At 69.5% G+C, this 26,679-nt stretch carries 16 protein-coding genes; 5 read left to right on the top strand and 11 right to left on the bottom strand.

Going from position 1 to position 26,679, the window contains the following annotated elements; all coding sequences use genetic code 11:
* Positions 1 to 3 precede the first annotated feature (3 nt).
* The 9 genes from rpsC to ACWPOC_RS19230 form a co-directional block, all read right to left on the bottom strand.
* Positions 4 to 801 (bottom strand): 30S ribosomal protein S3, encoded by a 798-nt coding sequence (rpsC, locus tag ACWPOC_RS19270; protein WP_006554605.1) that lies wholly within the window; start codon positions 799 to 801, stop codon positions 4 to 6.
* Positions 801 to 1,193 carry a 50S ribosomal protein L22 gene (gene rplV / locus ACWPOC_RS19265; protein WP_006554606.1) on the bottom strand — a complete coding sequence of 131 codons (393 nt, stop codon included), beginning with the start codon at positions 1,191 to 1,193 and terminating at the stop codon, positions 801 to 803. Before rplV ends, rpsC begins: the two co-directional genes overlap by 1 nt.
* Positions 1,190 to 1,471, bottom strand: a complete 282-nt coding sequence (rpsS, locus tag ACWPOC_RS19260; RefSeq protein WP_003938088.1) for a 30S ribosomal protein S19 — start codon at positions 1,469 to 1,471, stop codon at positions 1,190 to 1,192. Before rpsS ends, rplV begins: the two co-directional genes overlap by 4 nt.
* Before the next feature lie 19 nt (positions 1,472 to 1,490).
* Positions 1,491 to 2,324 (bottom strand): 50S ribosomal protein L2, encoded by an 834-nt coding sequence (gene rplB / locus ACWPOC_RS19255; RefSeq protein WP_024101620.1) that lies wholly within the window; start codon positions 2,322 to 2,324, stop codon positions 1,491 to 1,493.
* Between the two features lie 38 nt (positions 2,325 to 2,362).
* Positions 2,363 to 2,668: a 50S ribosomal protein L23 gene (gene rplW / locus ACWPOC_RS19250; RefSeq protein WP_006554608.1), complete on the bottom strand. Its 306-nt coding sequence runs from the start codon at positions 2,666 to 2,668 to the stop codon at positions 2,363 to 2,365.
* Positions 2,665 to 3,348, bottom strand: coding sequence for a 50S ribosomal protein L4 (rplD, locus tag ACWPOC_RS19245; protein ID WP_006554609.1), 684 nt, complete (start codon positions 3,346 to 3,348; stop codon positions 2,665 to 2,667). Before rplD ends, rplW begins: the two co-directional genes overlap by 4 nt.
* A complete protein-coding gene (gene rplC, locus ACWPOC_RS19240; RefSeq protein ID WP_006554610.1) occupies positions 3,345 to 3,998 on the bottom strand; it encodes a 50S ribosomal protein L3 in 654 nt (217 codons plus the stop codon). The genes rplD and rplC overlap by 4 nt, the downstream gene beginning before the upstream one ends.
* 45 nt (positions 3,999 to 4,043) lie before the next feature.
* Positions 4,044 to 4,349 (bottom strand): 30S ribosomal protein S10, encoded by a 306-nt coding sequence (rpsJ, locus tag ACWPOC_RS19235; RefSeq protein WP_003938093.1) that lies wholly within the window; start codon positions 4,347 to 4,349, stop codon positions 4,044 to 4,046.
* Positions 4,350 to 4,834: 485 nt separating this feature from the next.
* Complete coding sequence (locus tag ACWPOC_RS19230) at positions 4,835 to 6,343, bottom strand: amidase (protein WP_120279964.1); 1,509 nt, start codon at positions 6,341 to 6,343, stop codon at positions 4,835 to 4,837.
* Between the two features lie 282 nt (positions 6,344 to 6,625).
* Here ACWPOC_RS19230 and ACWPOC_RS19225 point away from each other — a divergent pair, with 282 nt between their 5' ends.
* From ACWPOC_RS19225 to ACWPOC_RS19205, 5 genes are all read left to right on the top strand, one after another.
* Positions 6,626 to 7,321: a GntR family transcriptional regulator gene (locus tag ACWPOC_RS19225; RefSeq protein WP_051424840.1), complete on the top strand. Its 696-nt coding sequence runs from the start codon at positions 6,626 to 6,628 to the stop codon at positions 7,319 to 7,321.
* Positions 7,322 to 7,472: 151 nt separating this feature from the next.
* Positions 7,473 to 8,528: an ATP-binding cassette domain-containing protein gene (locus ACWPOC_RS19220; RefSeq protein WP_088897612.1), complete on the top strand. Its 1,056-nt coding sequence runs from the start codon at positions 7,473 to 7,475 to the stop codon at positions 8,526 to 8,528.
* Entirely contained in the window at positions 8,525 to 9,391 is an 867-nt protein-coding gene (locus ACWPOC_RS19215) for an ABC transporter permease (protein WP_033096988.1), read from the top strand. The genes ACWPOC_RS19220 and ACWPOC_RS19215 overlap by 4 nt, the downstream gene beginning before the upstream one ends.
* A 4-nt stretch (positions 9,392 to 9,395) precedes the next feature.
* On the top strand, positions 9,396 to 10,277 hold the full coding sequence (locus ACWPOC_RS19210) for an ABC transporter permease (protein WP_088897611.1): 882 nt from the start codon (positions 9,396 to 9,398) through the stop codon (positions 10,275 to 10,277).
* Between the two features lie 100 nt (positions 10,278 to 10,377).
* Complete coding sequence (locus ACWPOC_RS19205; protein ID WP_120279965.1) at positions 10,378 to 11,442, top strand: esterase/lipase family protein; 1,065 nt, start codon at positions 10,378 to 10,380, stop codon at positions 11,440 to 11,442.
* Between the two features lie 120 nt (positions 11,443 to 11,562).
* Here ACWPOC_RS19205 and ACWPOC_RS19200 read toward each other — a convergent pair whose 3' ends face one another.
* Both ACWPOC_RS19200 and ACWPOC_RS19195 read right to left on the bottom strand, forming a co-directional pair.
* Complete coding sequence (locus ACWPOC_RS19200; protein ID WP_174247007.1) at positions 11,563 to 12,633, bottom strand: alpha/beta hydrolase; 1,071 nt, start codon at positions 12,631 to 12,633, stop codon at positions 11,563 to 11,565.
* A 110-nt stretch (positions 12,634 to 12,743) separates the two neighbouring features.
* The gene (locus tag ACWPOC_RS19195) at positions 12,744 to 26,516 is read right to left on the bottom strand and encodes an amino acid adenylation domain-containing protein (protein ID WP_455409185.1); all 13,773 of its coding nucleotides are present in this window, start codon (positions 26,514 to 26,516) and stop codon (positions 12,744 to 12,746) included.
* Between the last annotated feature and the right edge of the window lie 163 nt (positions 26,517 to 26,679).

Genomic DNA, 26,679 nt, shown 5'->3' with positions numbered 1-26,679 from the left:
GCGTCAGCCCTCCTTGTTCTCGGTCGAGGCAGGGGCGTCGCTCGATGCGGCGCGGCCGGCCTCGGTGCTCGTCGCGGTGGTGCCCGACGCGCCGGAACGACGCGGGCGGCTCGGACGCTCACGACGCGGCCGGTCGGCGGGAGCAGCTGCAGCAGCAGCAAGCTCACGACGGCCACCGACGATGTCGCCCTTGTAGATCCAGACCTTCACGCCGATACGGCCGAAGGTGGTCCGTGCCTCGTAGAGGCCGTAGTCGATGTCCGCGCGCAGCGTGTGCAGCGGGACGCGACCTTCGCGGTAGAACTCCGAACGCGACATCTCGGCGCCACCGAGGCGGCCCGAGCACTGCACGCGGATGCCCTTGACGTTCGGCTGACGCATGGCCGACTGGATGGCCTTGCGCATCGCACGACGGAAGGCGACACGGTTCGAGAGCTGCTCGGCGACGCCCTGCGCCACGAGCTGAGCCTCGGACTCGGAGTTCTTGACCTCGAGGATGTTCAGCTGGACCTGCTTACCGGTCAGCTTCTCGAGCTCGGCGCGGATGCGATCGGCCTCGGCGCCGCGGCGTCCGATGACGATGCCCGGACGAGCGGTGTGGATGTCCACGCGCACACGGTCGCGGGTGCGCTCGATCTCGACCTTCGCGATGCCGGCGCGCTCGAGGCCGGAGGCCAGGAACTTGCGGATCGCGACATCTTCCTTGACGTAGTCCGCGTACTGCTTGTCCGCGTACCAACGAGACTTCCAGTCGGTGGTGACGCCCAGACGGAAGCCGTGCGGGTTGATCTTCTGGCCCACTACTGAGCTCCCTTCCGGCGGTTACGAGTCGAGGCCGACCCGACGCTTTCCACGATCACGGTGATGTGGCTCGACCGCTTGCGGATGCGGAACGCACGGCCCTGGGCACGCGGCTGGAACCGCTTCAGGGTCGCACCCTCGTCCACGTACGCAGTCGCGACGACGAGCGTGCTGGGGTCGAGGTTGTAGTTGTTCTGCGCGTTCGCAGCGGCCGACGCGATCACCTTGGCGACCGGCTCGGCCGCGGCCTGCGGCGCGAACTTGAGGATGGCCAGGGCCTCCTCGACGGACTTACCGCGAACGATGTCGACGACGCGGCGCGCCTTCATCGGGGTCACGCGCACGTGGCGCGCAACAGCCCGAGCGCTGTTGGTGGTGGTTTCAGTGCTCATCGACGCTTGCTCTTCCGGTCGTCCTTGATGTGGCCCTTGAACGTACGGGTCGGCGCGAACTCACCGAGCTTGTGACCGACCATGGACTCCGAGACGAACACCGGCACGTGCTTGCGTCCATCGTGGACAGCGAACGTATGACCGATGAAGTCGGGCAGAATCGTGGAACGGCGCGACCAGGTCTTGATGACCTGCTTGGTGCCCTTCTCGTTCTGCGTGTCCACCTTCGCCAGGAGGTGGTCGTCGACGAACGGGCCCTTCTTGAGGCTGCGTGGCATTCTCTAACTCCCTCCTTGACTAGCGCTTCTTGCCGGTACGGCGACGACGGACGATGAGCTTGTCGGACGCCTTGTTCTTGCGGGTGCGGCCCTCGGGCTTGCCCCACGGGCTGACCGGGTGGCGACCACCCGAGGTCTTGCCCTCGCCACCACCGTGCGGGTGGTCGACCGGGTTCATCACGACACCACGGACGGTCGGGCGCTTGCCCTTCCAGCGCATACGGCCGGCCTTGCCCCAGTTGATGTTCGACTGCTCGGCGTTGCCGACCTCGCCGACGGTGGCGCGGCAGCGCACGTCGACGCGACGGATCTCGCCGGAGGGCATACGCAGCGTGGCGTAGGTGCCTTCCTTACCGAGGAGCTGGATGCTCGCACCGGCGGAGCGGGCCATCTTGGCGCCGCCACCCGGACGCAGCTCGACCGCGTGGATGGTCGTACCCGTCGGGATGTTGCGCAGCGGCAGGTTGTTGCCGGGCTTGATGTCGGCGTTGGGGCCCGACTCGACCGGGGCACCCTGCACGAGGCCCTTGGGGGCGATGATGTAGCGCTTCTCGCCGTCCACGTAGTGGAGCAGCGCGATGCGCGCGGTGCGGTTGGGGTCGTACTCGATGTGAGCGACCTTGGCCGGCACGCCGTCCTTGTCGTTGCGACGGAAATCGATCAGGCGGTAGGCGCGCTTGTGTCCGCCACCCTTGTGACGGGTGGTGATGCGGCCGTGCGCGTTACGTCCACCGCGACCGTGCAGCGGGCGCACCAGCGACTTCTCGGGCGTCGACCGAGTGATCTCGGCGAAGTCCGCCACGCTGGCGCCACGACGGCCCGGCGTAGTCGGCTTGTACTTACGGATTGCCATGAGTCTTCTCGTCCTCTATCTCTCGAGAGTTCCGATCGCTAGGCGACCGGGCCTCCGAAGATCTCGATGGGCTTGCTGTCGGCCGTGAGGGTCACGAGCGCGCGCTTGGTGTTCTTGCGCTTGCCGTAACCGAACCGGGTCCGCTTGCGCTTGCCCTGACGGTTGGCGGTGTTGACGCTGCTCACCTTGACGCCGAAGACCTTCTCGACGGCAATCTTGATCTGCGTCTTGTTCGAGTCCGGGTGGACCAGGAAGGTGTAGGTGCCCTCTTCCATCAGCCCGTAGGACTTCTCGGAGACGACGGGAGCCAGCAGGATGTCGCGAGGATCGGCGATCGTGCTCACTTGCTCTCCTCCTTCACTTCCTGGCCGGACTCGGCCGGCCCGTGGATGAACGTGTTGAGCGCCTCGACGCTGAACACGACGTCATCGCTGTAGAGCACGTCGTAGGTGTTCAGCTGATCCGGCGCGAGCGCGTGGACGTTGGGAAGGTTCTGAACCGACTTCCACGCCGCCACGTCTTCACGGCCGACGACGAGCAGGACCTTCTTGCGGTCGCTGATCTCGCCCAGGAACGTGCGAGCACTCTTCGTCGACGGGGTCTGACCGGCGACGAGTTCGGTGATCACGTGGATGCGCTCGTTGCGCGCCCGGTCGGAGAGGGCTCCGCGCAGGGCGGCGGCCTTCATCTTCTTGGGGGTGCGCTGGCTGTAGTCGCGCGGCTGCGGGCCGTGGACGGTGCCACCGCCGGCGAACTGCGGCGCACGGGTCGAGCCCTGACGTGCGCGGCCGGTGCCCTTCTGGCGGTACGGCTTCTTGCCACCGCCGCGAACCTCGCCGCGGGTCTTGGTGGCGTGCGTTCCCTGGCGGGCCGCGGCGAGCTGCGCGGTGACGACCTGGTGCAGCAGCGCGATGTTCGCGGGAGCGTCGAAGATCTCGGCGGGGAGATCGACGGAGCCGGAGGTCTGGCCACCGGGGGCCTTGACGTCCAGGGTCAGCTTGGTTGCGGTCTCGGTGCTGGTCATGCCCGTGCACCACCCTTCACTGCGGTCTTGACGATCACGAGGCCGCCCTTGCGACCCGGGATCGCGCCCTTGATCAGCAGCAGACCGTTCTCGGCGTCCACCTTGTGGACCGAGAGGTTCTGCGTCGTGATGCGGTCGGAGCCCATACGGCCGGACATGCGCGTGCCCTTGAACACGCGGCCCGGGGTGGCGCAACCACCGATGGAGCCCGGACGACGGTGCACGGCCTGCGTACCGTGCGACGCACCCTGGCCGGCGAAGCCGTGACGCTTCATCGTGCCGGCGAAGCCCTTGCCCTTCGAGGTGCCGGTGACGTCGACGTAGGCGCCGTCCTCGAACACCTCTGCGGTGAGTTCCTGGCCGACCTCGTACTCGGAGGCGTCCTCGATCCGGAGCTCGACCAGGTGACGGCGCGGCGTGACGCCGGCCTTCTCGAACTGGCCGCGAACCGGCTTGTTGACCTTGCGCGGCGCGATGGCACCGTAGGCGAGCTGCACGGCGTTGTAGCCGTCGCGCTCCTCGGTGCGGATCTGCGTGACCACGTTCGGTCCGGCCTTGACGACGGTGACCGGAACGACCCGGTTGTTCTCGTCGAAGACCTGGGTCATGCCGAGCTTGGTGCCCAGGATTCCCTTGATCTGGTTAGTCATGTGTTGTCTCCGCTGCGTCTTTCACAAGCTCGCTGTAATCGAATGTCACTGAATGTTGACGTCGACACTCGCCGGGAGATCGATGCGCATGAGCGCGTCGACGGTCTTCGGCGTCGGGTCGAGGATGTCGATGAGCCGCTTGTGCGTCCGCATCTCGAAGTGCTCGCGCGAGTCCTTGTACTTGTGCGGCGAGCGGATGACGCAGTACACGTTCTTTTCAGTGGGCAACGGCACCGGGCCGACCACGCGGGCACCCGTACGGGTCACCGTCTCGACGATCTTGCGCGCAGATGCGTCGATCGCCTCGTGGTCATAGGCCTTGAGCCTGATGCGGATCTTCTGTCCCGCCACGCTTAGTGTCCTTTTCTTGCCGCGTTTCGTGATCCCCGGCGGAGCCGGAAACCACCTCGTCTGCACAGTTCCCCAGGGAACGGCGACCGAGAACAGCACTCGAAACACAGTGCGAGCCGGACGTATCCGATCCGCTTGCCGCTGTTCATCTGTCATTGTTCTCCGGTCCACGCGGTCGGGCGTGTCGGCCCGCCGCTCATTCCCCGGCGTCGATGCTCGAAGGCTTCGACACCGCAAGGAACGGAACCGGCTGCGCTCCGCAGGAGCGCACAGGGGTACTGCTTCCGTCTTGCATGTGGCCGCGACCAGGCCGTGAGGCTCGATCCGCGACTGTCACGTCTTTCCCGTTCCGAGCCGCGAAACATCCATGGCCCGGTCAAGGCAACCCGACCAGTATGCAGGAGCACGGCCGAGAGTTCAACTCACGACGGTGCGTGATGTGCACCTCGGCGATACGCCGCGCGGTCGGGTCCGCGTGGTCGAGCCTAGCCGATGGGGTTCATCGGCAGGGTCCGAACCGGAGCGGCCGCCCCGATCGTATTCGTCGGGTCGGGACCGGGGCCCGGCGGCACCAGCGCGACCTCGGGGACCCGTGCGCCGGCGGCGACGAGCTGCGGCTCGTCGCGCCAGATCGGCAGTGCCTCCTGCAGTTCGAGCCCGATGCCGATGAGACGTTCGTCCTGCCACGGCCGCGCACCGAGCTGCACACCGACCGGCATCCCCGTCGCGGCGGAGTACCCGGCAGGCAGGGTCACCACGGGGGCACCGGAGTAGTTCGCCCAGCGCACGGGGCCCGTCACTCCGGCCGTGACACTGATGCCGAGGAACTCCTGGCGTCGTGCGCCGTCGACGGAGGCGCCGGGCAGCATGATCGCGTCGAGATCCTGGTCGACGAACATCCGGTTGTAGTCGCTCTGGTAGCGCAGGCGGTCGCGTTCGAAGGTGAGGTAGTCGCCCACCGGCACGGCCAGCGAGGCCACCGCCGTGCCTGCGGCCACCGCGTTCTCGGGGCGGTACAGGCCGAGCCGATCGGTGAACTGCTGGTGGTAGGCGCCCATCTCGACCTGATCGCCGGTCGCGAGGGATTCGGGCAGCGGCGGCATCGTCACCGGGACGGTGACCGCGCCGAGCGCCTCCGCCACCCGCGCCGCGTCGTCGACGACGCGCTGCACGGCCTCGGGAGGTGCGGGATTCGTGTTCACGGGCAGTCCGATGCGCACACCGGCGAGGGGACTCGCTCCCCCGGCCGCCGTCACCGGATAACCGCCCTCGGGAACATCGGGGCCGAGTGCCGTGATCGGGTCGGCCGGGTCCGCGCCCGCGAGCACGGTCATCATCAGGGACGCGTCCGCGATGCTGCGGCCCATCGGACCCACGTGGTCGCGGGTCCAGGTCAGCGGGATCATGCCGTGCGAGGTGATGCGCCCGTAGGTCGGCTTGATCGAGGAGACACCGCAGGCGCTCGCCGGGAACCGAACCGAACCGCCGGTGTCGCTGCCGAGCGCGAGGGGCGCGAACCGCGCGGCGAGCACGGCTGCGCTGCCGCCGGACGATCCGCCGGGCGACATCTCGGTGTTCCACGGGTTGCCCACCTGCGGGGTGGCGACACCGATCGCGAATTCGTCGGTGTGCGCGTGCCCCATGAGCACCGCGCCGGCGTCCTCGAGTCGGCGCCACACACCCGAGTGCCCGGCCGCGATGTTGCCCTCGAGGACGCGACTCGACGCGGTGAGCGGAAGTCCGGAGACCGCGAAGATGTCCTTGAGCGCGATCGGAAGCCCGCACACGAGCGGTGCCGGGGCCTGGTCGCGGCGCGCGCGGGCGAGCCGCTCCCCCGCCGCGTCGGCCGCCGCGTAGGCGACCTCGGGGTAGAGCCGGATCCACGCACCGATCGCTCCGTCGTACGAGCGGGTGCGGTCCAGACAAGCGTCGAGCAGTTCCCGGGGGTGCAGTTCGCCGGCGTGCAGCAGCGCCGCCGCCTCGACCGCACTCATCCTCGCGGGATCGGTGACGGTGACGGTGTCGGGTGGAGGAAGCCTGCGTGGCGGAGCCGCACGACCGCTCCCCGCGGTCGCACCCCACGCGAACAATCCGCCGGCGGCCCCTCCCAGTAACCGTCGGCGTGATACTCCGGTGCTCACCCCGCCAACCAAACCACGAACTGCGTCACGATCCGGGCGAGGCGAGGAATGTGTGCCACATGTCACCCCCGGCCGTGATGCCGCCGAGACCGTGCGGTGATAATGCGAGCCGTCCACCAGAGGAAGGCGCATGCCATGAACTCGTCCGCTTCGTCCGGATCATCACGGTCTCCGAAGATTCGTCGGCGACCGCAGCTCTCGGACGACGTGGCGGCGCACGTGAGAAACCTCATCATGTCCGGCGGTGTGCGACCCGGCGATTTCGTCCGTCTGGACGAGACCGCGGCCGACCTCGGGGTGAGCGTGACCCCGGTGCGCGAGGCTCTGCTGACCCTCCGTGGTGAGGGGCTCGTCGAGCTCGTCCCCCATCGCGGGTACGTGGTGTCCCCGCTCGACAGATCGGACATCGACGACATCTTCTGGCTCCAGGGCAGACTCGCCGAGCGGCTCGTGGAGCGCGCCGCGACCCTGATGACGGCCGAGACCCTCGCGGAGCTCGACGAGCTGGCCGCGCGTTTCGCCGAGGCCGTGCGGGCCGGTGACGGCGCGCGCATCGAGGACCTCGAATTCGAGTTCCACCGGACGTTGAACCGGGTGGCGCGTTCGCGCAAGCTCGCGTGGTTCCTCCACAACGCGACCCGGTACACCCCCGTGCACTTCTACTCCGACGATCGCAACTGGGGGACGGCGGCGATCGCCTCGCACGAGCGGTTGCTGCAGGCGCTGCGCACCGGTGACGTCGAGGCCGCCGGACGCGAGACGCGCGAACACTTCACCGACGGAGCCCACCGACTCGTCGAACACCTCGAAGATCTCGGCGTCTGGTCCTGACCGACCGGCGTGAACACCCCGAGGGGAACGGACGTCGGCGCCGACGCGCATGTCCGTCCACCCCTCCCGGGATCGTGCGCACCGGTACGATTCCGACGGTGACGGACCGACCCGTCCCCGACGGGGACCGAGATCTACGGCGGGGTGTGATGTGAGCGATCACGACCAGGCAGTTCTCGTGGAGGACGTCCACAAGTCGTTCGGCGACGTCCACGCACTCGACGGGATCAGCTTCTCTGCACCGCCGGGCCGTGTCCTCGGCATCCTCGGCCCCAACGGCGCCGGCAAGACCACGATGGTCAAGGTGCTGTCGACACTGTTGCGTCCCACCTCGGGTCGCGCCGTGGTCGCCGGGCACGATGTGGTCGCCGACGCCGCAGCGGTCCGGCGGTCGATCATGATGACCGGCCAGTTCGCCGCGCTCGACGACACCCTCACCGGCCGGGAGAACCTGATCCTGTTCGGCCGCCTGATGGGTCTGGACAAGAAGTCGGCCACCCGGCGCGCCGACGATCTGCTCCGGGAGTTCGATCTCGTCGACGCCGGTCGTCGCCCCGTGAAGGGTTATTCCGGCGGTATGCGCCGCCGGGTCGACATCGCGTGCGGCCTCGTGGTCCGTCCCAAGGTGGTCTTCCTCGACGAGCCGACCACCGGTCTCGACCCGCGCAGCCGGCAGGGCGTGTGGTCGCTGGTGGCGGCGCTCAAGGACCAGGGCATCACGGTGCTCCTGACGACGCAGTACCTCGAAGAGGCCGACGTGCTGAGCGACAACATCATCGTCATCGACAAGGGCACCGTGATCGCGGAGGGCACCGCGAACCAGCTGAAGTCCTCCGCGGGTGGCACCCACTGCGAGATCGTTCCGGCCGACCCGCGGGCGATACCCGAGATCCTGCACGCCCTGGACGGTCTGCTCCCCCAGGACGTCCTGGTGGGTACGGTCCCCGACACGGATCGGGTGTCCGTCCCGGCACCGGACGGCGCCGCGACCCTCACCGAGGTGCTGCGGCGCATCGAACCCCTGGGCATCGAACTCGCCGACATCGGTCTGCGACGTCCCTCGCTCGACGACGTCTTCCTCCGCCTCACCGGGCACTCTGCTTCCGACGGCGGCGGTCCGACGGACGGTGGCCCCACGAACGGCGGCCCGACAGCGCCGCCCGAGGCGGAACGAGCGGTGCCTGCGCCGGCAGGTGAGCGGCCGTGACGGCCCGCACCGACGAGACGGTCCGCGGGACGGAAGCCTCCACGGTCTCGTTCACCGACTCCTCGTCCACCCTTCCCGCACGTCGGGGAGGTGTCCACCGCCGGATCACGCCGTCGGGCGTCGAGCAGTGGTGGGTGCTGACGCTCCGGTCGTTGCGCACGATGGCGCGGTACGGCGAGTTGGTCCTCGCGGTCCTGGCACCGTTCGTCTTCGGTCTCGGCTTCTATCTGCCGCTCAAGTTCGTGATGCAGTTGCAGGGCATCGACTACGCGCAGTTCCTGATGCCCATCATCGTGTTGCAATCGATGGCGTTCACCGCCATCTCCGCGGCGCAGCTGGCAGCGCAGGAGGGCACGACCGGTGTGACCTCGCGTCTGCAGACGATGCCCGTCGCCCCGGCGGCGCCCCTGGCGTCACGGATGACGGCGAGCATGGTGCGGTCGGTCATCTCCTTGGCCGCGGCGATCGGATTCGGTTATCTCATCGGTTTCCGTTTCTCCGCCGGGCCCGGGCAGGCAGCGTTGTTCTGCGCGACCGCACTGATCATCAGCCTGTTGTTGTGCCTGGGCGCCGACGCGATCGGATGTCTGTCCCGGAGCCCCGAGGCCACAGCGCAGGCGCTGACCCTGCCACAGCTGATCCTCGGGATGCTCTCGTGCGGTTTCGTGCCCGAGGAGGGATTCCCCGAGTGGATCAGACCGTTCGTCCGCAACCAGCCGATCTCACAGTTCTCCTTCGCGATGCGCGACATGGCCCAGGACGGCGTGACCTGGGAGGTCTTCCGGCCGAGCCTGTTCTGGATGATCGGGCTGGCCGTGATCTGCATCCCGGGCGCCGTGTGGGCCGCGACGAGGCGGGAGTGAGTCGATGAGCAAGACCGTCGAGACACAGCGGGCACGGGCCCGATCGCGAGAGCGGGCAGGGACTCCGGGTCGCGCCTTCGCCTATCCCGAACCGGATCGCGTCCGCAGCGAGAGTTCCCTCGGCGCACTGTGGGAGCACAGCCGCCTGCAGTGCGGTCGCCTGCTGCTCCGGTGGGCCCGCGATCCGGCCACGATGATCCAGGCGCTCATCTATCCGGCGCTCACCCTGGTGATGTTCCGCATCGTGCTCGGCGACAGCATCACCGCCGCGACCGGCTATTCGTCGATCTTCGGCACCGTGCCCATGATCGTGCTCGTCGGCGCGATGTTCGGCTCGGTCGTCAGCGCGGTGGGGCTGCGCACCGAACGCGATTCCGGCCTGCTGAGCCGGTTCCACACGCTGCCCGTCCACCGCTCGTCCGGTCTGGTGGGACGATTGATGGCGGAGATGGTGCGCGTGTTCGTCACCTCTCTCGTGATCTTCGCCGCCGGCATGGCATTGGGTTTCCGGTTCACGCAGGGCATCGGCCCCACCCTGCTCAGCCTCGTGGTCCCGCTGATCTTCGGTCTAGGATTCGCGATGATGGTGACGGCTCTGGCGACCCTGCCGGGACGCACTCCCCTGGTCGAGACCGTCTCGATCCTGTGCACCCTGCTCATGTTCTTCAACTCGGGGTTCGTGCCGGTCATGGCATATCCGAGCTGGCTGCAACCCGTGGTGGCGAACCAGCCGATGTCCTGCGCGATCGACACCATGCGCTCGCTCGCGATGGGTGGTCCGATCGCGGAACCGTTCCTGAAGACCGTCCTGTGGTCGGCCGGGATGGTGGCGATCTTCGTGGTCCCCGCCGTCGTCGGATACCGGCGCTCGGCCGAACAGAATTGATCTTCCACTCTCCGGACCACCCCGCGACCTGCTGTTACGCTGTCCCGCGATCCCGACCCGTGTGAACGCCGTACCCAGAGCGTTCGCCGAGGAGTTTCGTATGTTCCGTTTTCGTCGCAGCACACTCGTGTCCGGCGTCGCCGTCCTCGCCGTCTCCGCATCGGCACTCGTCGCGCCGGCGATCTCGGCCGCCGATCCGATCCCGTCCGACCGGCGGGCCGCCGATCCGGCGGCCACCGCCCCCGCTCCCGTACCGCTCCCCACCTCGGCGGATGCGCCGGACAGTCGCCTCGCTGCCCTGCTGAGCACGATGGGCCAGGGCGTCGACGGTGCGAACGACCTCGGGTGTGTACCGTCGCCGGAGCATCCACGTCCGGTCGTCCTCGTGCACGGCACCGGGGCGGGCATGTACCCGACATGGACCTATGTCGCGCCCGAACTCGAACGGCTCGGGTACTGCGTCTACGCATTGAACTACGGCGCCGCGCAGGGATATCTCGATCCCGATCGCACGGTGTGGGGCGTGTCGAACATCGAGAGGTCCGCCGAGGAACTCGGAACGTTCGTCGACGCGGTCCTCGAGCACACCGGCGCCGGGCAGGTCGATCTCGTCGGTCACTCCCAGGGTGGTGTCGTCTCCCGCCAGTACCTGAAGTTCGAGGGCGGCGCGAACCCGGCCGATCCCGCCCTCAACCGCGTCCGGAACCTCGTGATGCTGGGTGCGACCAACCACGGCACCACCTTCAACGGTCTCCAGCAGCTCTACACGGTGCTCGCCGTGCTCGGCCTGACTAACGGCAGCGATGCGGTGGCCGAGTTGTTGTTCCGCGGCACCGATCTCGGTGCCGCCGGCCAGCAGCAGTTGATCGGCTCGCGCATGCTCAGCAATCTCAACAAGGACGGCGACACCCGTCCCGGCGTGACGTACACGTCGATCGCCACGCGCTACGACCAGATCGTCACGCCACCGGAGAGCTCGTTCCTGCGGCCCGGACCGGGCGCCGAGGTCCGCAACGTGTGGGTCCAGGACGGCTGCCCGAGTTCCCCCGCCGACCACTCCACGATCCTCATGCGGCCCGAATCGCTCCACCTGGTGAAGGCCGCCCTCGACCCCGACTACGCGGCCGGAAACTCCGTGCCGTGCCCGGCGCCCGAGGCCGGATAGCGCCGTCGCACCTCGGTCGACCGTCGAACACCGAACACCGAACACCGAACACCGAACGCAGAAGGCCCCTACCGCTACGCGAGCGGTAGGGGCCTCTGCTCTGCTCTGTCGCAGAGCCTGTCAGTCCGAGAGACCGAGGGCCTTTTCGAGGACAGGCCACGAATCCTTCAGGTCGTCCTGCCAGTAACCCCACGAGTGGGTGCCGGAGTCGCGGAAGTTGTAGGTGGCGGGGATGCCCAGCTGGTCGAGGCGGCCACGGAGGTTGTGCGTGCAGTAGTTGGTCGCAGCCTCGATGACACCGCCGACGACGATCTGGTTGGCGAGCACGTCGACCTCACCGTCGATCTGCGGGCCGTTCAGGGTGTCGTGGACACCCGGCAGTCCGGTGCCGTTGGAGATGTACAGATCGAGCCCGCGCAGCTCCTCGGCGTGCACGTAGGGGTCGTTCTCGACCCAGGCCGGATCATTGAGCTCGCCCCACATGTTGCGGGTGTCGCCGCCACCCCAGGTCTCGACGACGAGCTTGACGAACTGCTGACCGATCGGGTCGGAGGTCTGCGCGCATCCGCTGTAGGCCGCGACGCCCTGGTACAGGCCGGGGGCAGCGATGGGCAGCTGAAGGACGGACGTACCCGAGGACGACAGACCGGCGATCGCGTTGACGCCGTTGGTGCCGAGCGCGGCGTCGATCAGCGGCGGGATCTCCTTCGTCAGGAAGGTCTCCCACTTGTTGACGCCGAGCTCCGGGTCCTCGTTCTTCCAGTCGGTGTAGTAGCTCCACTTGCCGCCGACCGGCGAGACGACGTTGACGTTCTTGTCCTTGAAGAACTCGATCGCGTCGGTACGGAAGCGCCAGGTCGCGCTGTCCTCGCCGCCGCCGGCGCCGTTGAGGAGGTACAGCGTCGGGCGCGGTTCGCTCGTGTCGGCCGGGCGCCAGACGTCGAGCAGGATCTCCTTGTCCATCGAAGCGGAGTACACGTAGACCAGCAGCTGCTGCTCGCCGTAGTTCTCGATACGGGTGATCTTGGAGCCGTTCTCGCTGGTCACCGACTCGATCGGCTGAAGCGTGTCCGCGACCGGGTCCGCCCCGGCGGTCACGCCGCCGAAGAACAACGGCAGGGCGACGACCGCCGCGGAGACCGCAGCGAACCTCACCTTCCGAGCTCGCGTCCTCGACTGGACAACCTTCATTCCGACAACCTCCTCAGACCCGCTTCCGGGCGTGGGCTACAGACCTCGGGCGGGGCCGAGGCGCGCCGTCCGGCGCAGCACAACGTGTATCGACGAATCGTTCGTGCACATTACCGCGACCGACGGTCTCCTCCACTTTCGGCGACCACCCGTGTGGTGGCGTCGAGCGCCGGCGCGATGATCTCGATGGCGGACGGCTCCATCATCTCGCCGTGCGCACCCGGCACGAACCGGGTCCGGATACGGCCCGACACGAACGGTCGCCACAGATCTGCGGCGTCCGCCTCCGTCGGGTGCTCTTCCGTCGCACTGAAGAACTCCATGTCGCCGGCGAACACCTCGGGGTCGTGACCGTTGATCAGTTCGGGCGAGGTCACGGCCGCGGAGAACAGGTCCTGCACCCGCTCCACGTCGAGGTCGATCAACCCGTCCGGCACGGCCCGGACCAATGCTTCCGCAGCTTCCTGCGGAAGACCGCCGTCGAGTGCGGTGGTGTCCACAAAGACCCCGAAGGCACGCAGGTTCTCCGCGAGTTCGGTCGCGAACCGGTCGGTGTCGATCCGCGGGATGCTGTCGATGAGGGCGAGGCCCTCGACCTGCAGTCCGCGTGCCTGCAACTCGACCGCCACGGCGTGCGCGAGCACACCGCCGAGCGACCATCCGATGAGGCGGTATCGGCCGCCGGGTGCGGCGGCGACGATCTCGTCCGTGTACCTCCGCGCGAGATCGACGAGCGAGGACGCGACGAAGCCGGGTTCGCTCAGGGCCGGCGTCTGTACGCCGTACACCGCGCTGCTCGTCGCGAGTCGCGCTGCCAGAGGCGCATACGGCCAGGCCAGTCCGATCATCGGGTGGAAGCAGAAGACCGGTGTCGTCGAATCGCCCGCACGCAGCGTGACGAGCACGTCCGACGCCGCGTTCGCGGTCCCTGCGGAATCGACGTCCGCTCCGTCCACGGCCGCGGCGAGCCGCGACGCGAGAGCCTCGACAGCCGGCGTCTCCATCAGCCACGGGACACGGACCTGCAGTCCGGTCTCGTCGCGCAGCCTCGCGACCACCTGGGTGGCCACGAGGGAGTTGCCGCCGAGGTCGAAGAAGTCGTCGTCGAGACCGACCTGCTCGGCGTCGAGGGCGTCGGCGTACACCCGCGCGACGACCTCCTCGAGGTGGGTACGCGGAGCGCGGTACGGGCGGGTCCGTGTCTCCGGTTCCGGCAACGCCGCGCGGTCGAGCTTCCCGACGTGCGTCAGCGGCACGGCGTCGAGCACGACGATGTCGTCGGGAACCATGTGCTGCGGCAACGCTCGGGCGGCCGCGCGGAGCAGGTCGTCCGTGTCGACGAGGTGACCGGCCGTCGCGGTCACGTACGAGACGAGGCGGACACTGCCGGTGTCGTACCGGCGGGCGACGGTGGCGGCGAAGTCCACGCTCGGCTCGCGTCGCAGCACGGCGTCGATCTCGTCGAGTTCGATGCGGAAGCCGCGCACCTTCACCTGGAAGTCCGACCGTCCCACATAGGCGATCTTCCCGTCGTGGGTCCAGCGGACCACGTCGCCGGTGCGGTAGAGACGTCCACCGGATCCGAACGGATCGGCGACGAAGCGCTCCGCCGTGAGACCGGGCCTGCGGTGATATCCGCGTGCGATCTGCACTCCCGACATGTACAGCTCGCCGGGCACACCGACCGGCACCGGCCGCAGGCGCCTGTCGAGCACGAGCGCGCGGACGCCCCGGATCGGTCCTCCGATCGTGATCGGATCCCCCGGCGCCAACGGTTCACTGATCGTGGTCACGATCGTGGTCTCCGTCGGACCGTAGACGTTGTGGAACGCCCGTCCGGGCGCCCAGCGCGCGACCAGTTCCGGCGGCACGGCCTCGCCGCCGGCGGCGAGCACCCGGAGCCCGTCGAGCCCCTCCGGATCGAGGGTGGCGACGGCCGCGGAGGTGATGAACGCGTGCGTCACGCGCTCGGCCCGGATCAGCTCGGCGAGTTCGCTGCCTCCGTAGATTCCCGGGGACGCGACGACGAGGGTGCCACCCCCGCCCACGGCGAGGAGCAGTTCGAGCATGGAGGCGTCGAAACTCGGTGACGCGAAGTGCAGCGCCCGCGTGTCGGCATCCAGACCGTAGTGCTCACGTTGCGCCGCAGTGAAATTCGCCAGTCCGGAGTTCGACACCACCACGCCCTTCGGAAGGCCCGTGGACCCCGAGGTGTAGATGACGTAGGCGGTGTTGTCCGCTCGGACCGGACGGACCCTCTCGTGCGCGGCGAACGGTTCGTCGGACAGGGCCTCCAGCTCCGTGAGCGTGGCGGGATCGGTCAGGTCGACCCACTGCACGTCGCCGGGCAGCCGGTCCCGCTCGGCCGAGACGGTGAGGCCGAGGACGGCCCCCGAATCGGAGAGCATGTGGGCGACACGGTCGGCCGGGTAGTTCGGGTCGACCGGCACGTAGGCGGCTCCGGCGCGGGCGACCGCCCACACGGCGGTGATGGAGTCGAACGACCGCGTCAGTCCGAGCGCGACCACGTCCTCCGTCCCGATGCCTCGGCCGACGAGCAGCCTCGCCAGTCGCGACGACCGGGCATCGAGTTCGGCGTAGGTCAGCGAGCGTCCGTCGTGGACGACCGCGACGCCGTCGGGGTTGCGGGCGGCGGTCTCCGCGAGCAGATCACCGAGCGGCACCGCGGGCAGCGCGGGTCCGCCCCACCGGTCGGCGAGATCCTCGATCTCGGCCGCGTCGAGATACGGCAGCGAGTCCACCGAGGAGTCGGGATCGGCGACGAGCGCATCGAGGATGCGGACGTACCTGCCGGCCAGCGTCGCCACGTCCTCCGCGGCCAGGATGTCGCTGCGGTACTTGAACGCGAGCGTCAACGCCTCCTCGGAGGTGACGACGGCCGTGAGCGGATAGTGCGTCGCGTCCCGGGCGTTGACGCCCGCGACGACGAGGCCGTCGATCGATCCCGCAGCCTCGATCCCGCTGCGGTCGACCGGATAGGACTCGTACACGAGCAGCGTGTCGAACAGCGCTCCCGTACCGGCACGCTGCTGGATCTCGGCGAGCCCGACGTGATGGTGATCGAGCAGTTCGGCCTGCTCGCCCTGGATGCGGCGGAGCAGATCGTGCCCGGTCTCGCCGGCGCCGAGGCGCACCCGCACCGGGAGGGTGTTGATGAACAGTCCCACCATCGCCTCGACGCCGGGGAGGTCCGCGGGCCGGCCCGACACGGTGGTGCCGAATACGACGTCGTCGCGGTCGGTCGTGCGGGCCAGGAGGACGGCCCAGGCGCCCTGCAGCACGGTGTTGACCGTGACGCCGAGCCGCGTGGCCGTGTCCGCGAGGAGGTCGGACCGTTCACGACCGAGGTCGATCCGGTGCTCGTCCGGGGTGCCGCCCGTGCCGTCGGTGTTGCCCCCGGCCAGCAGGGTGGGCTCCTCGATCCCGTCGAGCGAGCGTATCCACGCTTCGACGGAGGTCTCGTGGTCGCGACGCGCGAGCCACTCGAGATACGCCCGGTAGGACGGTGCCCGGCCGAGGACGCCCGCATCACCGCGGGTCGCGTAGAGCACCAGCAGGTCCTTCATCAACAGCGGCATCGACCAGCCGTCGAGCAGGATGTGGTGACTCGTGACGGCGAGGGTCCAACTGTCGTCACCCGTGCGGACGAGGACGAAGCGGATCAGCGGCGGCTCGGCCATGTCGAACGCGACGGCCTGTTCCGCTCGCAGCACATCGGCGAGTACTGCGGAGTCCTCGCCCCGGATGTCGACCTCGCGCCACGGCAGGGTGACCTCGTCGACGACGACCTGGACGGGGATGCCCGATTCGCTCGCGACGAATGCCGTGCGGAGGTTCGGGTAGCGCCCCAGCAGCGCCTCAGCCGCCGTGCGCAGCCGCTGCGCGTCGACCACTCCTGCGAGGTGCACGAGCACCTGCGTGCTGTAGGCATCGGAGTGCCCCTCCGCCAGGAGTGCGTGGTAGAGCAGGCCGGCCTGGAGCGGAGCGAGCGGCCAGGCGTCCGCCGCGCCGCGGTACCGCGACTCCCACAGGTCGATGTCGCGTTGGGTGACGTCGACCAGCGACAGGTCGGACGGGGTCCGTCCCCCGGCCTCCGGGCGCGTGGCGTGCGCCGCGAGGGCTTCGAGTGCACGCACCCAGCGCTGTGCGAGGTCCTCGACGTCGGCGCGGTCGAGCAGACCGGACGCGTAGCCGAAGTTCGCTCCGAGTTCGCCTCCGAGGACGACGGCGTTGATGTCGACGGCGGCGAGGGCCGGGGCGTCGGGATCATCGGTTCCGGACAGGTCCCCGAGGTCGCCGGCGGGCAGCCACCCGAGTTCCGGCACCCGGTCGGTCGAGACCTCACCGGCGTCGAGCCGGCCGAGATAGTTGAAGCTGATCTGCCCGGCGGGCGTCGCGGCGAGACGAGCGGACGTCTCGGGGTTGCAGTACCGGAGCAGGCCGTAGCCGATGCCCTTATCGGGGACGCGGCGGAGATCCTCCTTGACCACCTTCAATGCCGCACCCGCGCTCGCACCACCGGCCGCCGCGTCGTCGAGGTCGACGTCGGACAGGTCGAGCCGCACGGGGAACATCGTCGTGAACCAGCCGACGGTGCGCGAGAGGTCCGAGCCCGGGACGACGTCCTCCTCGCGACCGTGGCCCTCGAGACGGATCAGTGCCGACCGCACGTCCGTGCCCCGCGCCCGACGCCACTCGGCCAGGGCCAGCGCGAGACCCGTGAGCAGCACGTCGTTGACCGAGCCGTGGTAGAGCTCGGGCAGGGTGGTCAGCAGTGTCTCGGTGGTCGCCGCGTCGACCCGGACCGGCACCTTCACGACCGTCGACGCCAGGTCGACCGACGGGTCGAACGGGCGGTCGCCGAGCAGCGGGTCGGGTCCGTCGAGAACGGATGTCCACAACGGCAGCTCCGTCACTCGTCCGGCGGCACCGTCGACGAGGGCGTGAGCCCAGGTGCGGAACGACGTGCCGACGGGCTGGAGGGCGGGCTGCTGCCCGTGGCTGATCTGTGCCCACGCGGTGACGAAGTCGGGCACCAGGATCCGCCACGACACCCCGTCGACGACGAGGTGGTGCGCCACCACGATCAGCCGTCCGGTCCGTGCCGCCCCGGCAGCGGGGTCGAGCCAGACGAACTGCGTGACGATGCCCTGCGACGGAGCGAGACGCCCCTCGGCAGCGTCGACTTCGCGCGCGGCGATCTCCGCCCACTGCTCGTCGCCGGCCTCCGCGGGAACCTCGACGCGCGTCACGAGCGCGTCGACGTCGACACTTCCCGGCGCGGAGGTCGACAGCACCCACTCACCGGAACCGTCGTCCCGCAAGCATGCCCGGAGCATGTCGTGCCGGCCCACCACGGCGGCGATCGTCGCCACGACGTCGCTGCGTCCGATACCGGCGGGCAGTTCGAGTGCGATGGTCTGCGTGTAGCGGTCGAAACCGCCGCCACGCTCGACCATGTACCGCACGATCGGGGTGAGCGGGATCTCGCCGACGCCGCCGCCTTCGAGTTCGCGCAGCACCGGTTCGGATCCCGTTCCGGCGCGCGCCACTTCGGCGAGACCGGCCACCGTGCGCTGCTCGAACACCTCGCGCGGGGTGAACACGACACCGCGCGCCTTCGCCCGGGACACCAGCTGGATCGACACGATGCTGTCGCCACCGAGAGCGAAGAACGAGTCGTCGAGCCCGACCCGCTCGAGACCGAGCACGTCGGCGAAGACCTCGGCGATGGTCTCCTCCGTGGGGGTCCGCGGCGCCCGGAACTCGCGGTCGCTGGTGAACACCGGCTCGGGCAGCGACCTGCGGTCGAGCTTGCCGTTCGGGGTCAGCGGCAACTCGTCGAGCACGAGCACTGCGTCGGGAACCATGTAGCCGGTGAGGAACTCGCCCACCCGCTCGAGCACCTCGGACGGGGCGACCGTGTGCCCGGCCCGCGGCACGACGTAACCGACGAGCTTCTCCCCCGTGTGCTCGTCCGACCACACGGACGCGACGGCGTGCGCGACACCCTCCACACCGGTCAGTGCCGCCTCGATCTCGCCGAGTTCGATGCGGAAGCCACGCAGCTGTACCTGTAGGTCGCTGCGACCGGCGTATTCGAGCTGCCCGTGCGCGTTCCATCGGGCGACGTCACCGGTGCGGTACATGCGCGAGCCCGGCGCACCGTAGGGATCGGCGACGAACCGCCCGGAGGTCAGCTCGGCACGACCGAGATAGCCGCGTGCGAGCTGGCCACCGCGGACGTAGATCTCGCCGGGCACGCCCACCGGGACGGGCTGCAGACGGGCGTCGAGCACGTAGATGCCGAGACCGGGGATCGCGCGGCCGACGGTGCTCGCGGGGTTGTCGACGTCGGCGGAGGACAGTTCGAGATGGGAGACGTGCACGGTGGTTTCGGTGATGCCGTACATGTTGACCAGGCGCGGCGCTCGCCCTGAATCCCCGTGCCGCCGATACCAGCCGGCCAGGCGACGCAGATCGAGTGCCTCACCACCGAACACGACGTACCGCAGGGACAGCGGCTGCGCATCCGGATCCTGCTCGGCCACAACGGCGTCCGCCTCGGCGATCTGGTAGAAGGCCGACGGGGTCTGGTTGAGCACCGTGATCTTCTCGCGCCGCAGGAGGGCGTGGAAGTCCTCCGGGGACCGGGAGGTGTGGTAGTCGACGACCACGAGGCGACCACCGTGGAGCAGCGGACCCCACAGTTCCCACACGGAGAAGTCGAAGGCGTAGGAGTGGAACAGGGTCCACACGTCGTCGGCGTCGAATCCGAAGGCGGGCGCGGTGTTCTCGAACAGTTCGAGCACCGTGCGGTGCGGGATCTGCACGCCCTTGGGCCGGCCTGTGGAACCGGAGGTGTAGATGACGTAGGCGAGGTTGTCGCTGCGCAGCGGTGCCGCGCGCTCGTCGTCGGAGAGCGGATCGGCCGACCGCGTCGACAGGTCGAGCCGTTCGAGGTCGATCGCCGGGACGTCGGTGGCGGGCAGCGCATCCGGCTCCCCCGCCACGAGCACACACACCGGCGCCGCGTCCTCGAGCATGAAGGTCAGACGCTCGGCCGGGTAGGTGAGGTCGATCGGCAGATAGCCACCGCCGGCCTGCTGCACCGCGAGCAGCGCGACGACGAGTTCCTCCGTGCGCGGCAACGCGACTCCGACGAGGGTGTCGGGTCGGACACCGCGGTCGACGAGTTCGCGCGCCAGGCGGTTGACCCGCGCGGACAGTTCGGCGTAGGTGAGCTGCCGGTCGCCGAAGGTCACGGCGACCGAATCCGGATGTGCCTCGGCGGCCTCGCGGAAGCGGTCCACGAGCGTGACGTCGGGGACTCGGGTGCCGGGCTCATTCCACGCCTCGAGCACCTCGGTGCGTTCCGCCGGGTCGAGCAGTGGGACGTCGCCGATCACGGACTCGGGATCCGTCGCCACCGCCGCGAGCATCCGGCCGAGACGCTCGCCGAAGAGGCGCATGGTCGCGTCGTCGAACAGGTCGACGGCGTAGGTCAGCACGACGTCGAGGCCGCCGGGAGTGCCGTCGGCGTCGAACCTCTCGACGACGGTGACCTGCAGGTCGAACTTGGCGTGGGCGACCGGGACGTCGAAGCCTTCGACGGCCAGGCCCGGCAGTTCGAAGCGGGACTGCCCGAGATTCTGGAAGGTCAGGGCGACCTGGAACAACGGGTGGCGTGCCTGCGATCGTTCCGGGTCGAGGACCTCCACGAGGCGCTCGAACGGCAGGTCGGCGTGCCCGAACGCGCCGAGGTCGCTCTCGCGCACCCGTCCGAGGAGATCGGCGAAGGTGTCGGCGGGGCGCACCTCGCTCCGCAGTACGAGCGTGTTGACGAACATGCCGATCATGTCGTCGAGCAGCTGCTCACCGCGTCCGGCGATGGGGGCGCCGATCACGACGTCCTCGGTGCCCGACAGCCGAGCGAGGAGGGCCGCCAGGGCGCTGTGGAAGACCATGAACAGCGACGCGACGCGCTCCCGCGCGAGGCGGTCGAGCGCCGCGTGCGTCCGCGCGTCGATCTCCACGGCGGTGTTCGCACCCCGGCCCGAGGCGACGGCCGGCCGCGGACGGTCGGCGGGCAGGTCGATCTGCTCCGGGATGCCCTTCAGGGCGTGGCGCCAGTAGGCGAGCTGGCGGGCGATCGGCGACTCCGGATCGTCCTCGGAGCCGAGCACCTCCCGCTGCCACAGGGTGTAGTCGGCGTACTGGACCGGAAGCGGCGACCAGTTCGGCTGCAGCCCTTGGGTTCTGGCACCGTAGGCGACCATGACGTCGCGGGCGAGCGGGCCCATCGAGAAGCCGTCGCCGCTGATGTGGTGGAGCACCACGACGAGCACGTGGTCGTCGGCGGCGACACGCAGCAGCCGGATCCGCAGCGGAACCTCCGCGGTGACGTCGAAACCGGCGTCGAGGATCGCGGCGACCTCGTCCAGGATGTCGGTGGGATCGACCTCGGACGGTTCGATGTCGGGAACGACGGACGCCGCGGGGAGGACGACCTGGTGGGCGATGCCGTCGGTCTCCGGGTAGACGGTCCGCAGGGATTCGTGCCGCAGCACCACGTCGCCGACCGCGCCGCGCAGGGCGTCGAGGTCCAGCGATCCGCGCAGCCGGATCACGAGCGGCAGGTTGTTGACCGCCGAGTCCGGTTCGAACCGGTTGAGGAACCACATCCGCTGCTGCGCCAGCGAGAGCGGCACGTGGTCGGGTCGGGGGCGTGCCGTGAGCGGGACGGCTGCGGCACCGGCCGCCGACGACTCGATGTGGGCCGCGAGGGATTCGACCACTGGATGTTCGAAGAGCGACCGCACCGCGACGCGCGCGCCGAGGGCGGCACCGAGCCGCGCGGCGACCTGCGTCGCGACGAGCGAGTTGCCGCCGAGGTCGAAGAAGTGGTCGTCGCGTCCGACCCGCTCGACGCCGAGGACGTCGGCGTAGACGTTCGCGACGATCTCCTCGATCGGGGTGCGGGGAGCGCGGAACTCGCGGACCTCGAAGACGGGTTCCGGCAGGGCCTTGCGATCGAGCTTACCGCTGGTGTTGAGCGGGAACGCGTCGAGCACGACGACCGCCGACGGCACCATGTACGACGGCAGGACGCTGCGCACCGCGTCGAGCAGCACCGCCTTGTCGACGGTGTGCTCGGGTGCCGGCACGACGTAGGCGACCAGCTGCTCACCGGTCGGTGTCGGCACGACGAGCGCGACGGCCTGGCTCACCTCGGCGCAGCCGAGCAGCGCCGTCTCGATCTCGCCGAGTTCGATGCGCTGACCGCGGAACTTGACCTGGAAGTCGGTGCGTCCGAGATAGTCCAGGACGAGGGCACCGTCGGCGGTGCGGCGCCACCGCACGAGGTCGCCGGTGCGGTACATCCTGCTTCCCCGCACCCCGAGGGGGCTCGCGACGAACCGGTCGGACGTGAGGTCGGGGCGCTTCTCGTAGCCGCGCGCGAGTTGCACGCCGCCGAGATACAGCTCGCCCGGCGTTCCCACGGGGGTGGGACGCAGACGCGAATCCAGCACGTACACCTGCACGTTCGCTTCGGGAACACCGATCGGCACGGAATGGTCGCCGTCCTCGGCGGGCCAGTAGGTCGCCGAGACCGCGGCCTCGGTGGGGCCGTAGAGGTTGTGGACCGCCGCGTCACCGAGACGCCGGAAGGCCGTCACGGTCTCCGGCGGCAGGGCCTCGCCGATGACGAAGACGTGGCGCAGGCCGGCGCAGCTGCCCGCCGGGGCGTGGGCGGCGAAGACGGTGAGCATGGACGGGACGAAGTCCGTGAGCGTGACGCCGTACCGGACGATCGCGTCGGCCACGTAGGCCGGGTCGCGGTGACCGTCGTGGGTCGCGACGACGAGCGTTCCGCCGGTGCACAGCGGCAGGAAGTAGCCCCACAGCGACACGTCGAAGGTCGTGGCGGTCTTCTGCAGGTACACGTCGTCGGCCGAGATGTCGTACTCCGCGGCCATCCACTCGAGCTGGTTGACGATCGCCTCGTGCGGGACGGACACACCCTTCGGGCGTCCGGTGGATCCGGACGTGAAGATGACGTAGGCCGGCGAGGCGGCCTGGACGGTGCCTCGCAGTTCGTCCTCGCGCACGGGCTCGGCCGGATGGTCGGACAGAGCCGGGTCGTCGACGACGATCGTGTCGACACCGGCGGGAAGGTCCCCGGCGTCGGCGGTGGTGCTCAGTACGCACACCGGTCGTGCGGTGTCGAGGATGTGGCCGATCCGGTCGGCCGGGTGATCGGGGTCGAGCGGCACGTAGGCGCCACCCGCCGTGACGACCGCGTACATGGCGACGACGAGATCGATCGAACGCCGGATGCCCAGTGCAACGAGCGATTCGGGTCCGACACCGACCGAGATCAGGTGACGGGCGAGTCGGTTGACCCGCGCGTCGAACGCCGCATAGGTGAGCGCGTCGTCGCCGAAGACGACCGCGGTGGCGTCCGGAGTCGAGGCGACCTGCGTGCGGTAACGCGAGAGCAGGGTCTGCGGGGTGACCGGACGTTCGGTGGCGTTCACCTCGACGGTGAGCGTCTGCCGCTCCGGCGCGGCCAGCAGGTCGACGTCGCCGACGACCGTGTCGACGTCGCCGGTGAGCGCTTCGAGCACCGTCACGAGGCGGGTGGCGAGCGACCGCACCGTCGCTTCATCGAAAAGGTCCGTGGCATAGGTGAACTGGGCGCCCATACCGGCGGGTCGTCCCTCGACCTCCCGCGGTCCGACGGTGAGCTGCAGGTCGAACTTGGCGATGCTGCCACCGAGATCCACCGGCTCGACGTCCAGTCCGGGCAGGGCGAGTTCGGGTTGCTCCATGTTCTGGAAGAACAGGGCCACCTGGAAGAGCGGATGGTGACCGGCGGAACGAACGGGGTCGAGGACCTCCACGAGCCGCTCGAACGGCAGGTCGGCGTGGGCGAACGCGTCGATGTCCGAGGCGCGGACCTCGCGCAGGACGTCGGCGAACGTCCGATCGGGAGTGACGGTGGTCCGCAGCACGAGCGTGTTGACGAACATGCCGATCAGATCGTCGAGCGTCTGCTCGCCACGGCCCGCGACCGGAGTGCCGATCGCGATGTCGCTCGCACCCGAGATCCGGGACAGCAGAACGGCGAAAGCGGCGTGGACGACCATGAACGGCGAACATCCCGCCGCCCGGCCGAGTTCGACGACGGCCTCGTGCAGAGCCGGCTCGATCTCGAACTCGACGGTGGCACCGCTGCCCGACGCCTCGACCGGGCGGGGCCGGTCGGTGGGCAGTTCGAGACGATCCGGCAGATCTACGAGAACGGAAGTCCAGTAGGCGATTTCCTTCGAGACCGTCGATTCCGGATCGTCCTCGTCGCCGAGGACCGCGCGCTGCCACAGGGTGTAGTCCGCGTACTGCACGGCCAGCGGTTCCCAACCGGGCGCCGTGCCCGACGTGCGGGCGAGGTAGGCGGTGACGAGGTCGCGCACGAACGGCTCGATGGAGGTGCCGTCGGCGGCGATGTGGTGGACGACGATGATCAGGACGTGCTCGTCCTGCGCCGTCGTGACGCCGGCGGCGTCGCGCGAGATGCGGAGCAGTTCGAGGCGCAACGGGACCTCGGCGGTGACGTCGAAGCCGGTCGTCACCGCGCGCACCACTCGGCCGTGCACCTCGGCCTCGGTGACGTCCTCGGCCCGCAGCGTCGGTGTCGCTTCAGAGGCGGGCAGGATCAGCTGACTGCCCACCCCGTCGTGGTCCGGATAGACGGTGCGGAGCGTCTCATGGCGTTCGACGAGGTCGGCGACCGCGGCGCCGAGCGCATCGGTGTCGAGTGTCCCGCGCAGTCGCAGCGCGACGGGGATGTTGTTTGCGGCCGAGGCGGTGTCGAACCGGCTCAGGAACCACATGCGCTGCTGCGCGAGCGAGAGAGGGATCGTCTCGGGGCGCGGCCCGGCCACGAGGGGGATCCGGTCGTCACCGGTGAGGGGTTCGACCAGCGCCGCGAGCTGCGCGACCGTCGAACCCTCGAAGAGCAGACGGGCGGGCACCCGCACACCGAGGCGCTCGCTCAGCCGCGCCGCCACCCGCGTGGCGACCAGCGAGTTGCCGCCGAGATCGAAGAAGTCGTCGTCGAGGCCGACCCGCGTGGAGTCGAGTCCCAGCACGTCGGCGAACACCGCGGCGATGGCGATCTCGGGGCCGGTTTCCGGGGCCCGGAACTCGGTGACGATCGGCCCCGGATCGGGCAGTGCGTCGCGGTCGAGCTTGCCGGTGGGCGAGAGCGGGATCTCGTCGATCGGCACGATCGCCGAGGGCACCATGTGGGCCGGGAGCCGCTCCGCAGCGAGGGCCGACAGTTCCTGCGGGTCGACGAGCGCGCCGGGGGCCGCGTGCACGTATGCGACCAGCTGTGCCTGCCCGGACGGGCCCGTCCGCGCGAGCGTCGCCGCGAAGTCCACTGCCGGCGAGGAGGCCAGCACGGCGTCGATCTCGCCGAGTTCGATGCGGAAGCCGCGAACCTTGACCTGGAAGTCGTTCCGGCCGATGTAGACGATGGATGATGCGGCGTCGCGGGGTCCGCGGACGAGGTCGCCGGAGCGGTACATGCGCGTGCCGCCGGGGGCCGCGACGAACCGGGCGGCGGTCAGCTCCGGTCGGCGGTGGTATCCGCGGGCCACGCCCGGACCCGACAGGTAGAGCTCGCCCGTGACCCCGGCCGGAACGGCGTGCAGTCGCGTGTCCAGCACGTGCGCGGTGGTGTTGCGGATGGGCGCACCGATCGTGATCTGCTCACCCGGAACCAGCGGGTCCGAGATGTTGGTCATGATGGTCGTCTCGGTCGGACCGTAGCCGTTGAAGAACCGGCGTCCCGGCGCCCACCGCTCCACCAGGTCCGGAGGGCACGCCTCACCGCCGACGACGATGCAGTCGAGCACGTCCAGGCCCGTCGGGTCGACCGAGGCCAGCGCGGCCGGGGTGACGAAGGCGTGCGTGACCTGCTGTCGCACAACGAGTTCCGCGAACTCCTCGCCGCCGTACACGGAGGTCGGGGCGATCACCATCGTCGACGATGCGCCGATCGCCAGCAGCAGTTCGAGGATGGAGGCGTCGAAGCTCGGGGACGCGAAGTGCAGCGTGCGCGAGTCGGAGGTCAGGGCGTACCGCTCCACCTGCTCGGTGCAGAAGTTCCCCAGACCCGAATGGGTCACGACGACGCCCTTCGGACGTCCCGTCGACCCCGAGGTGTAGATGATGTAGGCCGTGTTCTCGACCCGCAGCGTCCGTACCCGTTCGTCGAACGAGACGGGCTCGGACGGAAGAGCCGCGAGCTGCTGCGCGATCGCGGGGTCGTCGAGTGCGATCCACCGGGTCGTGGAGGGCAGGGCGGGTTCGTTCTCGAGGAGGGTGAGGCCGAGTGCCGCGCCGGAGTCGACCGTCATGTGCTCGACGCGGTCGGCGGGATAGTTCGGGTCGACGGGCACGAAGGCGGCACCGGTCTTCGCGACCGCCCAGGTGGCGAGCACCGAGTCGATCGACCGGGCGATCGCGAGCGCGACGACGTCCTCGGGACCGACACCGAGGCCGATGAGATACCGCGCGAGACGCGACGACGCCTCGTCGAGCTCGGCGTAGGTGAGCGAACGGTCGTCCTCGACCACTGCGGTCGCGGAGGGGTCGCGTTCGACCGCCGCCGCGATCAGCTGGGGAAGCAGCGCGGCCCTGGCTCCGCGACGCTCGGGACGCCTGCGTGGCCGCCGCCGCTCGGCTGCCGCAGGTCGGGCATCACCGGAGGCTTCGATACGAGCACCGCCGGAGGCTCCACCGTTCCCCTCGGCCCCCTGCTCGCCGACCTTACGCAAGGCTTCACTCACCACTGGTCCCGATCCCTCGTACGTCCCGTTCCGGCCGCGGCCACCCGGTTGTTACCGGGCAGTCATGTGCCCATTAGAGCATCGGTGGCCGAGGAGCCATGTTACGGCCGTGGGCGCGCACGCCACGGTGGGACGACCCGGCGCGGGCCGCCCCACCGTGGCG

This window comes from Rhodococcus sp. 5G237, from assembly GCF_053764735.1.
The sequence above is the reverse complement of the archived record's forward strand: the minus strand, read 5'-3'. Positions and strand labels throughout refer to the sequence as shown.

Excerpts from the sequence above, each read along its gene's own strand:
- rplV (WP_006554606.1), bottom strand. The coding sequence starts at position 1,193 with ATGAGCACTGAAACCACCACCAACAGCGCTCGGGCTGTTGCGCGCCAC.
- ACWPOC_RS19210 (WP_088897611.1), top strand. The coding sequence starts at position 9,396 with ATGAGCAAGACCGTCGAGACACAGCGGGCACGGGCCCGATCGCGAGAG.
- rplD (WP_006554609.1), bottom strand. The coding sequence starts at position 3,348 with ATGACCAGCACCGAGACCGCAACCAAGCTGACCCTGGACGTCAAGGCC.
- rpsS (WP_003938088.1), bottom strand. The coding sequence starts at position 1,471 with ATGCCACGCAGCCTCAAGAAGGGCCCGTTCGTCGACGACCACCTCCTG.
- rplB (WP_024101620.1), bottom strand. The coding sequence starts at position 2,324 with ATGGCAATCCGTAAGTACAAGCCGACTACGCCGGGCCGTCGTGGCGCC.
- ACWPOC_RS19225 (WP_051424840.1), top strand. The coding sequence starts at position 6,626 with ATGAACTCGTCCGCTTCGTCCGGATCATCACGGTCTCCGAAGATTCGT.
- ACWPOC_RS19200 (WP_174247007.1), bottom strand. The coding sequence starts at position 12,633 with ATGAAGGTTGTCCAGTCGAGGACGCGAGCTCGGAAGGTGAGGTTCGCT.
- rplC (WP_006554610.1), bottom strand. The coding sequence starts at position 3,998 with ATGACTAACCAGATCAAGGGAATCCTGGGCACCAAGCTCGGCATGACC.
- ACWPOC_RS19230 (WP_120279964.1), bottom strand. The coding sequence starts at position 6,343 with ATGAGTGCGGTCGAGGCGGCGGCGCTGCTGCACGCCGGCGAACTGCAC.
- ACWPOC_RS19205 (WP_120279965.1), top strand. The coding sequence starts at position 10,378 with ATGTTCCGTTTTCGTCGCAGCACACTCGTGTCCGGCGTCGCCGTCCTC.